Here is a 14,362-nt window from a genome sequence, read left to right on the forward strand (position 1 = left end):
TGATGTCATTTCTTTTGTTTACAAGCTTAGTATAAAACATCCAAAAAAGTTTGTCCACTATTTCACGTGAAAAGTTTCACAAAAATAGAAAATAAGAAAAAAGACCTATTTTAGCAGAAAATAATCGGTGTTCTTGACAGAGGAGCAGAATTTTTGTATGATAGGGACAATATAAGTGACGTAGAAGAAGAGTAAGTAGTCTAGTGGCTATTTTCAGAGAGCTGATGGTTGGTGAGAATCAGTAGTAAAAGCTAGGTGAATGGGCTTCTGAGTCCTGTACTGAAAGCAGTTTGCGAGTAGGTGGCAGCGTGTATGTCTTGTCGTTATCCAAGACACCATTCAATGATTGGATGGATAAAGTGAATTGGTATTTTACCAATTAATTAAGGTGGCAACGCGGAGCTTTCGTCCTTGTTTAATTTATTTAAACATGGAGGAAGCTCCTTTTTTATAGTCTAAAACGATGAGTAGGAAGAGTAACAAAACAGATGCTGATCCAGAGAGCTTACGGGTGGTGTGAGTAAGCAAAGCGGTTTTGCGAATGGGCCTATGAGTAAGATCCTGAACGAAGAGTAGGGATTTTCGGCGCTCCCGTTAACGAGTGATTCCAGATATCTGGAAATAGAGATGATCAGTGTTTCTGCTGATCAACATGAGGTGGTACCGCGATAATTCGCCCTCTAAAGCTGTAAATACGGCTTTAGAGGGCTTTTTTATTTGGAAAGACGAAAGGAGAAAAGAAAATGCGATTATATAAGAAGCTACCAGCTGATACATTGACTGCGATCGTGGTGTTCAAGCGAATCCAGGGTGAAAATAAATGTTTGCTTGAAGGAGCTGCGAAAGATGCTGATTCTGGAAGATACTCTTTGCTAGCAAGTGATCCTGTGCATGATATCCAAGTTTATCAAGACCGTTTTTTCTTTGATGGCAAAGAACAGCGCACGCAAGATCCACTTCGAGAAATCGATCGATTGACGCTAAAAGAGGAAAAAGAAAGCGAGCTTCCCTTTGAAGCGGGAGCCATTGGTTATGTTGGTTATGATACCGTTGCTTTATATGAAAGCATCGGTACGATTCCAGAAGATGATCTCCAGATCCCGGATTGTCACTTTTTCCTCTATGAATCATTTGTTATTTTTGATCATCAAGAAGAACAATTGTTTATCGTCGAAGATAACTGCTACAGCGGCCGTCCTGAAGAAGTACTTCGCGAGGCAATGGCCTTTCGTGAAAAACAGCTAACGACACCGCTGGCGGACGAAAATACGATTACAGCAATCAAAAAAATGACTTATACCAGCAACGTTACCAAAGAGACCTATCAACAGATGGTAGAACATGCGAAACAGCATATTGAAGCGGGAGATTTCTTTCAAGTGGTTTTGTCGCAGCGTTTAGAAGCAACATTTACAGGTGATGCTTTTGATTATTACCGAAAACTGCGGCTGCTTAATCCCTCGCCTTACTTATTCTATTTAGATTTCGGCGAAACAAAGCTGATTGGGTCTTCGCCGGAGAGCTTGATAAGTAAACAAGGCCGCAAGATCACGACAAATCCGATTGCCGGAACTCGAAAACGCGGTCAGACCAAAGCAGAAGATCGCGAGTTGGAGGAAAGTCTGCTGAGCGATGAAAAAGAACTGGCAGAACATCGCATGTTGGTAGATCTCGGTAGAAATGATATTGGTAAAGTGGCCAGAATCGGCACTGTTAAAGTGCCGGTCTATCTAACAATCGAGCGTTATCGCTTTCTCATGCACTTAGTATCCGTAGTGGAAGGCGAATTGAAGGAAGGTTTGACAGCACTTGACGCCTTGCGATCGACATTGCCGGCCGGAACCGTTAGCGGCGCACCAAAAATTCGGGCAATGCAGCGAATCTATGAATGGGAAAATCGCAAGCGTGGTCCTTATGCAGGAGCAATCGGTTATCTGACAAAGCACGGTGATGCTGATTTTGCGCTAGCGATCCGGACAATGGTACTTCATAAGCAAAAAGCATACGTCCAGGCTGGTGCGGGGATCGTTTATGACTCAGATCCAGAATCGGAATATCTGGAGACATTGCAAAAAGCGAAGGCACTTTTGGAGGTGGGAGAATGATCGTTTTAGTAGATAATTATGATTCTTTTACATTTAATTTAGAACAATATCTGTCTGAGTATACCAAAGTTTCCGTGATCAGAAACGATGATCCAAAGCTACTGGAAGCAATCCGACATGCCGATGGTATCGTACTCTCACCGGGACCGGGACATCCGAGCGAAGCAAATTTGCTTGAAAAAGTCATTCAGAGCTATCAGCATACGAAGCCGATCCTGGGCATTTGCCTAGGACACCAAGCGCTTGGTGAAGTAAATGGTGGAAAGGTAGCACGAGCCTCCCAGATCCGTCACGGTAAAGTTTCGATGATGCAACGAATCGCGGATCCATTGTTTGCTGACATCCCCGAAGAGTTTCCGGTCATGCGCTACCATTCGCTGATCGTGGAAAAAGCCAGTTTGCCAAAAACGCTAATATCGATGGGAACCGCGCTGGATGATGGCGAAATGATGGCGATGAAGCTCCAAGGTAAAGCCGTATATGGCTTGCAGTTCCACCCTGAATCGATCGGAAGTCCTTATGGGAAAACAATAATTCGTAATTTTGTTACGTTAGTAAAGGATGAGGTGAAAAATAATGGAAAATTTATTACAGAAAGTTTATGATCAAGAAAATTTAACTCGGCAAGAAATGAAACAATTATCAGAAGCAATTTTTAAAGGTGAAATCGCAGATGCCCAAATCGCAGCCTTTTTAATGGCTCTTAAAATCAAAGGTGAAACAACTGCGGAAATGGTCGGGATTGCCGAAGCGATGCAAAGCATGTCACTTTCGATTCCTTATACAAACGCGGATGCGATGGATAACTGCGGAACTGGCGGCGACAAATCAAACAGTTTCAATATCAGCACGACCTCTGCTTTCGTACTTGCCGCAGCAGGGATAAAAGTGGCAAAGCATGGCAATCGCAGTATTTCCAGCCGTTCTGGGAGCGCCGATGTCTGTCAGGAGCTCGGTATTGATATTGACTTAGAACCAACTGCTGTAATGGATCTATTAGATAAAACCGGCATCGCCTTTTTATTCGCACCGCATGTTCACCCCAATATGAAATATGTGATGGGTGTGAGAAAAGCACTTGCGACGCCGACGATCTTTAATTTGATCGGGCCGCTTACTAATCCGATCAAATTAAAAACTCAGCTGATGGGCATTTACCGCAGAGATTTATTGGAACAGACAGCAGTTGTATTAGGTGAGCTAGGAAGAGAACGTGCCATTGTAGTAAATGGGGCAGACTATTTAGATGAAGCAAGTCTGTCTGGTGAAAACCACTATGCATTGCTGGAAAACGGTAAAGTGACTTTGCATACGATCACGCCAGAGGATGTAGGGCTAAATCGTTATCCGCTGGAAACGATCCGCGGGAACGGACCAATCGAGAACGCCGCAATATTACGCGATGTGCTAGCTGGGAAACCTGGCGCGCCATTAGATACTGTTTTACTAAATGCCGGTTTAGGTTTACTGGCAAATGGGAAAGTGACAACGGTGCAAGCAGGTGTCGAGTTAGCGAGGGAATTGATCCTCTCCGGAAAAGCAGAAGCAAAATTGAAGGAACTATTGCACATGCAGAAAGAGGTAATGGCAGGATGACATTTTTAGAAAAAATACTGACCGCAAAACGCGAAGAAGTGGCGGCAATGGAGCAAGAAACGCTTCGGCCTATTAGAGAGACCTATTCTTTTTATGATTATTTACAAGCACATCCGGAACGCATGCAACTGATTGGAGAGGTCAAACGTGCCTCACCTTCCAAAGGAGCAATCAAATTAGATGTGGATCCGATCGAACAAGCCCTTGCTTATGAACGTGCGGGTGTGGCAGCAATTTCCGTCCTCACTGATCCAAGTTATTTCAAAGGATCCATTGAAGATCTGCGGCAAGTTGCAAGCCGAGTAAGTATTCCTGTGTTATGTAAAGATTTTATCATTCATGAAAAGCAGATCAGCCGGGCAAATAATGCTGGTGCCACGATCATTTTGCTGATTGTGGCTGCGCTAGAGGCAAAACGGCTGGAAGAACTATACCGCTTTGCCCGGTCGATCGGATTGGAAGTACTGGTGGAAGTGCATAACGAACAGGAGTTGGAAACAGCAACTAAATTAGGCGCTACGATTATCGGTGTCAATAATCGCAATCTCCACAGTTTTGAAGTAGATATCGCGGTAAGTGAAACATTAGCGACGAAAAGGGCTGCAAGCGGTGAAAAAGTCTGCTATATCAGCGAGTCCGGCTTTAAAACACCGGAAGATGTCGAACGAGTAAAACAAGATTACCGCGCTGTCTTAGTCGGCGAAGCATTGATGCGGGATGATCAGCCGGAGAAAGCAGCAGAACGTCTGCGGGTACTGCGATGAAAGTGAAAATTTGCGGACTTAAAAAAGCAGCGGACGTCCAAACAGTCATTGAGAATGGCGGTGATATGATCGGCTTTGTTTTTGCTCCGAGCAAACGGCAAGTTTCCATTAAACAAGCACAAGAGCTGACGAAACAAATCCCCGCGTCAATCAAAAAAGTCGGTGTATTCGTGAACCCGACTTTAGAAGAAGTAAAGACAGCCATTACGCAAGTGCCGCTCGATCTTGTTCAACTCCACGGCGAAGAATCTGAATCTTTGATCGCACAAATCGAACGACCGGTCATTAAAGCGTATAAAGCAGATGGCGATCTAGCTCGATTCGAAGAGTGGTTGCCAACAACAAAGGCTACTTATATTTTATTAGACACGCCAGGAGAACAATTTGCTGGTGGGAGCGGAAAAACATTTGATTGGGAAAAATGGCAGCATATCAAGCTGGCAAATAAAAAAATCATCATTGCAGGCGGATTGACTCCTGAGAATGTAAAGAAAGCCGAGGAAATTTTCCAACCTTATGGAGTGGATGTTTCTTCTGGCGTAGAAACGGCGGGTGAGAAAGATCCGCAGAAAATCAAAACCTTTTTACAAAATGCTAAAGGAGTGTGAAGCACCATGTATCAAGCACCAAATCAAGATGGCTTTTACGGTGAGTTTGGTGGGAAATTTGTCCCGGAAACATTAATGAAAGCTGTAAAAGAATTAGAAAAAACATATGAGGATTCTAAACAAGACAGCGACTTTCAAAAAGAATTGAACTATTATTTAAAACAATATGTAGGCCGGGAAACACCGCTTTATTTTGCTGAACAGTTAACAAAACATAGCGGTGGAGCGAAGATCTATTTAAAACGAGAAGATCTCAATCATACCGGTGCCCATAAAATCAATAATACAGTAGGACAAGCTTTATTAGCGCGAAAAATGGGGAAACGGAAGATCGTGGCAGAAACTGGTGCTGGTCAGCACGGCGTGGCAACTGCGACTGTAGCTGCTTTATTTAAAATGGATTGTACGATCTTTATGGGGGAAGAAGATGTCAAACGACAAGAACTGAATGTTTTCCGCATGGAGCTTTTAGGTGCGAAAGTTGTAAGTGTCAAAGCTGGGAGCCGTACGCTGAAAGATGCAGTCAATGAAGCGCTGAAATATTGGGTCGCGAATGTAGAGGATACGCATTATGTGATGGGCTCTGTTTTAGGCCCGCATCCATTTCCTGAGATCGTTCGGGATTACCAAAGTGTGATCGGTTCCGAAGCAAGGCAGCAGCATTTAGATGCGGAAGGCAAACTGCCGGATGCATTGGTAGCATGCGTTGGCGGAGGAAGCAATGCAATGGGGCTTTTTTATCCGTTCGTCAATGATAAGGATGTGGCAATGTATGGTGTGGAAGCTGCTGGACTTGGACTAGATACGGAAAAACATGCGGCTTCGCTGACGAAAGGGAGCAAAGGAATTCTGCACGGGGCATTGATGGACGTGCTTCAAGATGAAAACGGGCAGATTCAAGAAGCATTTTCGATTTCTGCTGGACTGGATTATCCCGGCATCGGACCAGAGCACAGTTATTTCAAAACGCTTGGTAGAGCTACGTACGTATCAGTTACAGATGCACAGGCAGTCGAAGCTTTTCAATTGCTTTGCAAAACAGAAGGCATTATTCCGGCACTTGAAAGTTCGCATGCGATCAGTTACGCTGTTGAACTAGCTGGTCAACTATCGCCTGAGCAATCGATCGTTGTTTGCTTATCTGGAAGAGGCGATAAAGATGTAAGTCAAATCAAAGACCGATTGGAAGGTGAACAACATGACTAAACCTCTGACAAAAGCGATTCGAGACAAACAAGCAAATGGAACTGCCGTGATCGTTCCTTATATCATGGCTGGAGACGGCGGTTTGGAAAATTTGGAAGCCAAGCTACAGTTATTAGAAGCAAGCGGGGCGACTGCGATTGAAGTCGGCGTTCCATTCTCTGATCCGGTAGCAGATGGTCCAGTGATCCAATCAGCCGGATTACGCGCCTTGCAAGACGGCGTATCTCTGCGAGTGATCCTGCAAACCTTGCAGACCAGCCGCGTGAAGCTTCCGCTCGTTATTATGAGTTATATCAATCCGATTTTCAAATATGGCATCAAGGAATTCATCCAAGCTATTCAAACGACCCCAGTAAAAGGATTGATCGTTCCAGATCTACCTTATGAACACAGAGAGCTGATCAGTAATTTGTTGGTGGATACAGATATCGCTTTAGTACCGCTCGTTTCACTTACTAGTTCCGAAGCAAGGATGCAAGAGATCGCTTCCGAAGCAGAAGGATTTATTTATGCGGTAACAGTAAATGGCATCACTGGTCAGCGCCAAGCGTTTGCCGATACATTAGAAACACATTTTGCACAATTGAAACGTGTTAGTCCGGTTCCGGTATTAGCAGGTTTCGGAATCTCGACCCAAGCACATGTCGCACATTTCCATGCGATTTGTGATGGCGTCGTGATTGGTAGCAAGTTCGTGCAACTATTCCATGAAAACAAAGAGCAGGAAGTTCAGCAATTTCTAGAAGAGGCGACAAAATAAGTTGGAAAGGAGCAAACATTCCCTTTTTTAGGAATGCTTGCTTTTTCAATAGGAATTAGTGGGTATTTTTGCTATATTTTAAGTAGCGAAAAAAGCATAGAAAAGGTGACTTATGGAAAAAATATTGATTGTTGATGATGAAAAAGAACTTTCCCTGCTTTTGAAACGAATATTGGAAAAAGAGGGGCTTTCGGATATTTCTATCGCGCAAAATCTAGCAGAAGGCTATACAAAATTTGAAGCTGAAAAGCCGGATCTTGTGTTACTGGATATCATGCTGCCAGATGGAGAAGGTTATGACCTCTGCAAAAAAATCCGCGAAACTTCCATTGTACCGATTTTATTTATGTCGGCCAAAGGAGAAGAGATCGATAAACTGCTAGGATTAGCGATCGGCGGCGATGACTACATTACGAAGCCATTCAGCCCGAAAGAGGTTGCTTACCGCGTCAAAGCGCATCTTCGCCGTGCTAATTTTACCGTCCCGCAACAAAAAGCACTACAGGTCGGCCCATTTCAGTTCAATGACAATGAAACAGAACTGCGAAAAGCAGGCGAACCGTTGGAACTGACTGCAAAAGAGATCGCATTGATGCGTGTGTTCATGCATAATCCTAACCAGATCATCAGTAAAGAAACACTTTTTGAACGGGTCTGGCAGGAAACTTTTTTAGGTGCAGATAATACATTGATGGTCCACATTCGCCGGTTGCGCGAAAAAATCGAAGCTCAGCCTTCAAAACCGGAATATCTGATTACGGTGAAAGGATTAGGATATAAATTCCTAATAAGGGATATTTAAAATGAAATGGCGTCTAACAAGTCGATTTGTGCTATCCATTATTACCGTCGTGCTGATCGTTATACTCGTCAACTCGATTCTGACAGTAGGTTTTTTTATTACCCGTGCCTCTGGCTATTGGGGAAATAAGGAAGCAGAATCAGCCGAAGATTTTACAAGAGCGCTTGAAAAACATATCCAGTTAAAAGACGACAAACCTGTTCTCGATGCAAGTGGTAAGAAGAAGCTGACGGAAAGAAAAGCATGGGTCCAATTTTTGAATAAAGCCGGGCAAGAAGTAGGCAGTTACAAAAAGCCAAAAAAAGTACCGACTGCTTATGCGCCAATCGATATCGTTCAACAATATAAATATAAAGAAGTAGATGCACAGACGACGACTTATTTTGGTCAAAAAGGATCGCTCACTTATATGGTAGGTGTGGCAGATTCGAAAAACCAACGAATCGTTTTCAACTTGAATAAAGACAGTTTATTTCTGCTTTCTAATAAGGTCTTGCTGTTCTTTCTAGTTGTTGATTTGCTGATTGCTTTATTAGTGGGCTTCTTTTTCAGTAAACGATTGGCAGCACCACTTTATAAATTGATCGAAGGAATCAGACAGCTTCAAAAACGACGGTTCAACAAACAGCTCCCGATCCCAAGAGGGGTTTATGCAGAAGTATTCAATAATGTCAATGACTTAGCCGCAACACTTGATCATTATGAAAAGCAGCGCCAACAGTTAGAAGAAATGCGGGAAGATTGGATTCGCAATATTTCTCATGATCTGAAAACACCGATGGCATCGATTCGCGGCTATGCAGAATTTATCAAAGAAGATGCCGCAACGCTTAAAGTAGAAGAACTGAAAGAATATACGCAGATCATTGAGAAAAAATCGATTTATATCCAAGAACTGATCGATGATTTGAATTTAACCACAAAATTGAAAAATCCAGCACAATCGCTTACCAAGCAGTCTACTAATATGGTAAGTTTTATGCGCGAAATGGTCATTGAATTGCTGAATGATCCGAAATTTCAAGCCGCAGAGCTAGAATTTATAGCTGAGGAAACAAATATTGAAACTTCGATCGATCAAAAATTGATCAAACGAGCTTTGTTAAATATTATTTACAATGCCCTGCTTCATAATAAGGAAGATGTGCAAGTGCAAGTCCAAGTGGAAAAGGCAGAATCACCATATCGGGTCAAAATTCGGATAGAAGACAATGGAAAAGGCATACCAGCTAGGGAACAGCCCTTTTTATTCGAACGCTATTATCGGGGGACCAATACAGAAAATAATTATGGAACAGGTCTAGGAATGGCGATCGCTCGCGATATTGTCCAAGCACATCAAGGCGAGATCGAACTGACCAGTAAAGAAGGAAGCGGTACGAAGTTGAATATCTACTTATAAAAACAGCCCTCCTAAAAGGGCTGTCAGCTTGGCGAAAAACGCTCATCTTCGTCGTTAAAGCCTGCGTTCCGATTCACGCGTCACAAGTACGCTCCGCTTCGGTACTCGGCTTTGCCTAGAATCTAATCATTTTTCACCAAGCTGAAAACAGTAAAATAATGATTGAAATGGTGTTTTTCTTCTTAGTTTATTAATTTAGCTGTAACCTTATCCGGCAATTCGCTTTGTTTTACTTCGTCATAAGAAGTCACGCGATCTGCTTTTTTGACATAGAGCTTCAGAAAAGCGTGGCTGCGCAATTCTTTAGAAGCAGTGAAAGTGAGTGATTTTTTGTTGCCGTTTTTATCATAGGCAGGCAACTTATAATGATATGTTTTGTACACCACTCCGCTTGCGTCTTTATCCTCTGTGATGTGATCGCTTTTGGTGATCTCTGCGTAATAAGCCTGCTTTCCCAAGCGGTTGAAGTCGACCGATAAAAGAGCCGCAGCCCCAACGACAAGAACCAGTAAGATTCCGATAATGATCCATAATGTTTTTTTCATTTAAATAGCCTCCGTTCGAATGGTTTGTTTGATGACTTTCATATAAGCGTGGACAGTTGCGAAATAATACAGAATATAGATGACTGTAAAGGCGATCATCCACAGCATGATTGGAAGGAACAACTGCACACCTAGCAATGCGGAGAAAGCTTTTAGCGCGATTGCACTATGTGCTAGCCCAATGATCAGTGGGATAACAAAAAAGGCGGCGATCTGAGCAGCGATCGTTTTTCGTAATGCTTGGATGTTATTTCCAAGTTTGAAAAGCATCAGATATTGTTCTTTGTCTGCTTCCGCTTCTGTCAGCACTTTAAAGTAAATAATGCTGCCCATGGCAATAAGAAAAACGATGCCGAGGAAGCTACCGATAAACAGCATGACGCCGATGCCTTCAAAGCTAGATTGGATATCTTCCGGTTGGCTGCTAAACAGTGTTTTCGCAGTGATAAAGCTGTGCAATTTTTTGGTATCATCTGCTTTCAAAAGCGGATCTTGGATCAAGCGGATGAAAGTCGTTTGATGTTTGGCTTGAAATTCCTTGAAAGCAGTATCGCTGACAATAACGGCATTGGATCCGCTGATTGCATTTAAGACTGTTTTGGTACGGAACCCTTGTAACTTGATTGTTTGGTTTTTGCTGGTAATGGTTTTATTGGTATAATCCGGCGAGAAGCGTTTGTCATAAGCACTATCCAGCATAAGGCCGTTATTTTTCGTTAGTTGGAGACGCGGCTTGTGTTGTTTGCCGGCGAGTTGATTGTAATTAGAAACAGCCATGACAGGCAAAATACGTTCATCCTCCGCATTTTGATTGATCGATTTCGCTTCAAATTTTGCTTCCACCACTGGGATGATCATGTCATAGGTCGGATGTTTTAAAATAGCATCGGCGTGTTTGTTGAGAGCGGCGTTTGCTGTGAACATCAGCGTATTTGGATCTGCTTTTTTTACAGAACTGGTCGTATTATAGTAAATGCCAAAAATCGCGCCGCCTGCTGTGATCGTCGTTGCACTTAGAACAGCGATTATTGTAAGGATCCTTGCATTGGCGCGGATACGGTAGGCCAATTGGGAGATCGTGATGAGTCGCAGATTTTTCCACAATAAAGCCGGTGCTTTTTTCATATAAATAAAGAAATAGCCGACTAAGCTGTGGAAAAGGAGAAATGTGCCAGCGATCACGAGCACTAAAATCAGTAACGGCGTGGTCAACATGCCGAATAATTCCCACCATTTTGAGGTCAAGATATTCTCTAACGCTAGATAATACCCTGCCGCAATCGAGAGGATGGCAATCAGTGCCAACCACAAGGAAGGCTTCGGCATCGACTCGCCTTTTCCCTCTGCATGGAAAAGTTCAATCAGTTTAAAGCGATAGATCAAGCGGTAGCCTTGCAAAGAAGTAATGAAAAATAGCAGAAAGAAAACAAGTGCTGTCTGCAAGACCGCAGTTAGTGAAAAGGTAAAACTGACCGTTTCCGAACTATGGATAAAAACGAGCAGTAGCATTGCAAATCCTTTGGAGAACAAGAAGCCAAGTGCGGTTCCGATAATTAAGGCGATCAGACCAATCAATAAGTTTTCAAAAAATAGCATTTTACCGATCTGGCGCTTTCTTAGCCCGAGTAACGCATATAGCGCCACCTCTTTCTTACGCTTTTTCAAGAAAAAAGAATTAGAATAGAAGATAAAGATCGCTACAAAAATCAGTAAAATAACAGAAGCTCCGCCCATCAAGGCACTTACTTTCGTGGAAGTTGTCATTTTTTGAGCTACGCTGTCGCTGTATTTCAACGCAACAAAAGTAAAATAAATGGCAATGCTCACTACCATCGAAAGCATATAAAGGAAGTATTGCGAAAAATTACGGCTGACATTCCGTTTCGCAAGCGTAAAGAGAGTCATTTCTGCTCGCCTCCCATTTGTGCGATCGTTTCAAGAATTTCTTGATAAAAGGTTTCTCGGCGCTGTGAACCGCGAAGTAGCTCATGTGATAATTCGCCATCACTAATAATAAGGATACGACTGCAGAAACTCGCTGCAAATGCATCATGCGTAACCATCATGATCGTCGCGTCTTGTTCTTGATTTAGTTGGAACAAGCTGTTCAATAGGTTAGTTGCAGATTTGGAATCAAGCGCTCCCGTTGGTTCATCTGCGAAAATCAGCGATGGTTTCGTAATGATCGCCCGCGCAACAGCTGTACGCTGTTTTTGCCCGCCGGAGATCTGATAGGGGTATTTATCCTTCAACGCAGCAATCCCCAGTAACTCCAAAATCGCATCTAAACGTTCTTGGATAGCAGCTGCCGTAACCTTTGCAATCGCAAGGGGAAGGAGGATATTCTCCTGAACGGTCAGGGAATCCAGCAAATTGTAGTCTTGAAAAATAAATCCTAGATGATCGCGCCGAAAGTCGGCTAATTCACTTTCTTTCAATGTTTGGATATCTTTTTGATTTAGCGTGATCGTACCGCTAGTTGCATGATCGATCGTTGCTAAAATATGAAGTAGTGTCGATTTCCCAGCACCGCTAGGCCCCATTATTCCAACGAATTCACCTTCTTGGATGGTAAAAGAAATGTCTTTCAGCGCTCGAAATTGATTATCGCTTTTACCGTATACTTTATTTAACTGTTCAACCTCTAATAAATGCTTCATTTTTATGACCACCTTGTCTTTGATAACCTAAGTATAGTGGGGCAACCTTACGTCATTGTTGTTCCAACCTTACATAAAGCTTACTTTTAAAAAAGGATTAAAGTCGCTTTTTCTAAGAAAATGCTATATGATAAAATCTAGTAGATATACGGGTAAAAATATTTGTGATAAAATGCGCACAAACAGAATGGAAACAGCATAAGAAATGAAAAAGATGCTTTTTTTTTAGAAGATAAAATGGTAAAGTATTTAAGATAGATTATTTTTTGGTAAAGGAAGTTAAAACATGGGTTCAAAACTGCTACGAGGCACGTTTATATTAACGCTAGGTACACTGATTTCAAAAGTACTCGGCATCGTGTATGTCATTCCTTTTTATTGGATTATCGGAGGCGATAAACCGGCATTATTATATAATTTCGGGTATGTACCATATCAACTTTTTTTAAGTGTCGCTACAGCAGGGATTCCGCTAGCAGTCGCGAAATATATTGCGAAATACAATGCAATGGAAGAGTATATGATAGGTAGAAGATTGTTCCGAACGGGGATCTATTTAATGATCGTTTCGGGGATCGTGTGCTTCTTGGCGATGTACGGGCTGGCGCCAACGCTAGCAAGGATGCAGCAGCTAAAAGGCGGCTACAGCTTGCAAGATGGTATCCAAGTTATTCGTGCAGTGAGCTTTGCCTTGCTTATCATTCCTGTAATGAGTTTACTCAGAGGATTCTTTCAAGGATATAATTCCATGGGACCGTCAGCGGTCTCACAAGTATTGGAACAAGTGGCTCGGATCGTTTTCCTATTAATTGGTACATTTATCGTCATGTATGTGATGGACGGTGGTGTGGTAAATGCAGTCAGTGTCGCAACTTTCTCCGCATTTATAGGGGCTTTTGCCAGTTTGATCTTGTTGATCTTTTACTTTGTGAAACGAAAGCCTGGCTTGGACAGGACATTATTAGAAGACCGCGGGGAAGTACATATCTCGATACCGCGGCTATATAAAGACATTATTTTATCAGCTATTCCTTTTATCATTGTGGGTTCCGCAACATCTCTTTATCAATTGATCGACCAGTTTACACTAGGTCAAGTACTGGAGTACATCGGTGTTAGCGAAAAATTGGTAAATACGTATGTCGCGATCATCAACTTTGATGCACAAAAATTGATTATGATACCTGGAACACTTGCGATCGCCTTTTCTATGGCGTTAGTACCGCTTGTAACTGGGGCATATGTTCGAAAACAATATGATTATGTGAAGCGACAATTGAATGACGTTTTTCAGATTCTCCTTTTTCTAACTATTCCAGCTTGCTTCGGCATCGCTTTACTAGCACGACCATTATTTACTGTGTTCTTCAATGCAAGCGACAATGGAACAGAGCTGCTACAATTTTTCGCACCATTTGCCATTTTGTTCTCCCTGTTCGCGGTAACAGCGGCAGTGTTGCAAGGAATCGATGAACAGCGCTTTACTGTATTAGGGCTGTTAGTAGGGCTATTAACAAAATCAGTGCTGCAAATGCCGCTGATCATGTTATTTGAAGCGAAAGGCTCGATCTTGGCAACGGGCTTAGGTTATCTCGTGTCTTGTATCTTCATGCTGGTGATTATCAAAAAATATGTCCAGTTTTCCTTTAAGCAGACATTTCGGCGGACGGTCTTGTTTATCATGATGACGCTTGTGATGTCGGTCGTGGTAAAAGCCGTTTATTACCTCGCGTCTCTCGGCATTAGTCCGGATCATAAGCTTTCCGCATTCTTGATCTGTGTGATCTGTGGTGTCGCAGGAGCGGCTGTTTATGGCTATATCTCGATGCGCCTTCATTTAGTAGACAAGTTATTCGGACCGCGTGGCACGCGAGTACGGGAAAAATTAGGAATCAAATAAAAGCAAAGCACTTC

The 14,362-nt window shown here is 42.7% G+C and carries 13 protein-coding genes and 2 other annotated features; of the genes, 10 read left to right on the forward strand and 3 right to left on the reverse strand.

Annotated features, from left to right (window positions below; all coding sequences use genetic code 11):
• The first annotated feature begins 172 nt into the window (after positions 1 to 172).
• Positions 173 to 416 (forward strand) — a binding site (T-box leader).
• Between the two features lie 38 nt (positions 417 to 454).
• Positions 455 to 684, forward strand: a binding site (T-box leader).
• Between the two features lie 59 nt (positions 685 to 743).
• From trpE to HMPREF0556_RS03200, 9 genes are all read left to right on the forward strand, one after another.
• Positions 744 to 2,105 (forward strand): anthranilate synthase component I, encoded by a 1,362-nt coding sequence (trpE, locus tag HMPREF0556_RS03160; protein WP_003755443.1) that lies wholly within the window; start codon positions 744 to 746, stop codon positions 2,103 to 2,105.
• Positions 2,102 to 2,710, forward strand: coding sequence for an anthranilate synthase component II (locus HMPREF0556_RS03165; protein WP_003755444.1), 609 nt, complete (start codon positions 2,102 to 2,104; stop codon positions 2,708 to 2,710). Before trpE ends, HMPREF0556_RS03165 begins: the two co-directional genes overlap by 4 nt.
• Positions 2,682 to 3,701, forward strand: a complete 1,020-nt coding sequence (gene trpD, locus HMPREF0556_RS03170) for an anthranilate phosphoribosyltransferase (protein ID WP_003755445.1) — start codon at positions 2,682 to 2,684, stop codon at positions 3,699 to 3,701. Before HMPREF0556_RS03165 ends, trpD begins: the two co-directional genes overlap by 29 nt.
• A complete protein-coding gene (gene trpC / locus HMPREF0556_RS03175) occupies positions 3,698 to 4,465 on the forward strand; it encodes an indole-3-glycerol phosphate synthase TrpC (RefSeq protein ID WP_003755446.1) in 768 nt (255 codons plus the stop codon). Before trpD ends, trpC begins: the two co-directional genes overlap by 4 nt.
• The gene (locus HMPREF0556_RS03180; RefSeq protein WP_003755448.1) at positions 4,462 to 5,073 is read left to right on the forward strand and encodes a phosphoribosylanthranilate isomerase; all 612 of its coding nucleotides are present in this window, start codon (positions 4,462 to 4,464) and stop codon (positions 5,071 to 5,073) included. Before trpC ends, HMPREF0556_RS03180 begins: the two co-directional genes overlap by 4 nt.
• Before the next feature lie 6 nt (positions 5,074 to 5,079).
• Complete coding sequence (gene trpB / locus HMPREF0556_RS03185) at positions 5,080 to 6,279, forward strand: tryptophan synthase subunit beta (RefSeq protein ID WP_003755451.1); 1,200 nt, start codon at positions 5,080 to 5,082, stop codon at positions 6,277 to 6,279.
• Positions 6,272 to 7,039: a tryptophan synthase subunit alpha gene (gene trpA / locus HMPREF0556_RS03190; RefSeq protein WP_003755452.1), complete on the forward strand. Its 768-nt coding sequence runs from the start codon at positions 6,272 to 6,274 to the stop codon at positions 7,037 to 7,039. Before trpB ends, trpA begins: the two co-directional genes overlap by 8 nt.
• A 112-nt stretch (positions 7,040 to 7,151) precedes the next feature.
• Positions 7,152 to 7,841, forward strand: coding sequence for a response regulator transcription factor (locus HMPREF0556_RS03195; protein ID WP_003755454.1), 690 nt, complete (start codon positions 7,152 to 7,154; stop codon positions 7,839 to 7,841).
• A gap of 1 nt (position 7,842) precedes the next feature.
• A complete protein-coding gene (locus HMPREF0556_RS03200) occupies positions 7,843 to 9,243 on the forward strand; it encodes a sensor histidine kinase (protein ID WP_003755456.1) in 1,401 nt (466 codons plus the stop codon).
• Positions 9,244 to 9,425: 182 nt separating this feature from the next.
• Here the strand turns inward: HMPREF0556_RS03200 and HMPREF0556_RS03205 are convergent, their stop codons facing one another.
• From HMPREF0556_RS03205 to HMPREF0556_RS03215, 3 genes are read right to left on the reverse strand one after another with little or no spacing between them, the layout of a single operon-like run.
• Positions 9,426 to 9,788: a YxeA family protein gene (locus HMPREF0556_RS03205; protein WP_003755458.1), complete on the reverse strand. Its 363-nt coding sequence runs from the start codon at positions 9,786 to 9,788 to the stop codon at positions 9,426 to 9,428.
• Positions 9,789 to 11,693, reverse strand: a complete 1,905-nt coding sequence (locus tag HMPREF0556_RS03210; protein WP_003755460.1) for an FtsX-like permease family protein — start codon at positions 11,691 to 11,693, stop codon at positions 9,789 to 9,791. It abuts the gene before it with no gap.
• Positions 11,690 to 12,448, reverse strand: coding sequence for an ABC transporter ATP-binding protein (locus tag HMPREF0556_RS03215; protein WP_003755461.1), 759 nt, complete (start codon positions 12,446 to 12,448; stop codon positions 11,690 to 11,692). Before HMPREF0556_RS03215 ends, HMPREF0556_RS03210 begins: the two co-directional genes overlap by 4 nt.
• Positions 12,449 to 12,734: 286 nt before the next feature.
• Between HMPREF0556_RS03215 and HMPREF0556_RS03220 the strand changes: the two genes are divergently transcribed.
• Positions 12,735 to 14,348 carry a putative polysaccharide biosynthesis protein gene (locus tag HMPREF0556_RS03220; protein ID WP_003755462.1) on the forward strand — a complete coding sequence of 538 codons (1,614 nt, stop codon included), beginning with the start codon at positions 12,735 to 12,737 and terminating at the stop codon, positions 14,346 to 14,348.
• Positions 14,349 to 14,362 lie beyond the last annotated feature (14 nt).

This window comes from Listeria grayi DSM 20601 (assembly GCF_000148995.1).
GTDB lineage: Bacteria > Bacillota > Bacilli > Lactobacillales > Listeriaceae > Listeria > Listeria grayi.

What these genes read in the sequence shown, in the direction of transcription:
- HMPREF0556_RS03205 (WP_003755458.1), bottom strand. Translation starts at nt 9,788, where the DNA reads ATGAAAAAAACATTATGGATCATTATCGGAATCTTACTGGTTCTTGTC.
- HMPREF0556_RS03200 (WP_003755456.1), top strand. Translation starts at nt 7,843, where the DNA reads ATGAAATGGCGTCTAACAAGTCGATTTGTGCTATCCATTATTACCGTC.
- HMPREF0556_RS03195 (WP_003755454.1), top strand. Translation starts at nt 7,152, where the DNA reads ATGGAAAAAATATTGATTGTTGATGATGAAAAAGAACTTTCCCTGCTT.
- trpD (WP_003755445.1), top strand. Translation starts at nt 2,682, where the DNA reads ATGGAAAATTTATTACAGAAAGTTTATGATCAAGAAAATTTAACTCGG.
- trpC (WP_003755446.1), top strand. Translation starts at nt 3,698, where the DNA reads ATGACATTTTTAGAAAAAATACTGACCGCAAAACGCGAAGAAGTGGCG.
- HMPREF0556_RS03220 (WP_003755462.1), top strand. Translation starts at nt 12,735, where the DNA reads ATGGGTTCAAAACTGCTACGAGGCACGTTTATATTAACGCTAGGTACA.
- trpA (WP_003755452.1), top strand. Translation starts at nt 6,272, where the DNA reads ATGACTAAACCTCTGACAAAAGCGATTCGAGACAAACAAGCAAATGGA.
- HMPREF0556_RS03215 (WP_003755461.1), bottom strand. Translation starts at nt 12,448, where the DNA reads ATGAAGCATTTATTAGAGGTTGAACAGTTAAATAAAGTATACGGTAAA.
- HMPREF0556_RS03165 (WP_003755444.1), top strand. Translation starts at nt 2,102, where the DNA reads ATGATCGTTTTAGTAGATAATTATGATTCTTTTACATTTAATTTAGAA.
- HMPREF0556_RS03210 (WP_003755460.1), bottom strand. Translation starts at nt 11,693, where the DNA reads ATGACTCTCTTTACGCTTGCGAAACGGAATGTCAGCCGTAATTTTTCG.
- HMPREF0556_RS03180 (WP_003755448.1), top strand. Translation starts at nt 4,462, where the DNA reads ATGAAAGTGAAAATTTGCGGACTTAAAAAAGCAGCGGACGTCCAAACA.
- trpB (WP_003755451.1), top strand. Translation starts at nt 5,080, where the DNA reads ATGTATCAAGCACCAAATCAAGATGGCTTTTACGGTGAGTTTGGTGGG.
- trpE (WP_003755443.1), top strand. Translation starts at nt 744, where the DNA reads ATGCGATTATATAAGAAGCTACCAGCTGATACATTGACTGCGATCGTG.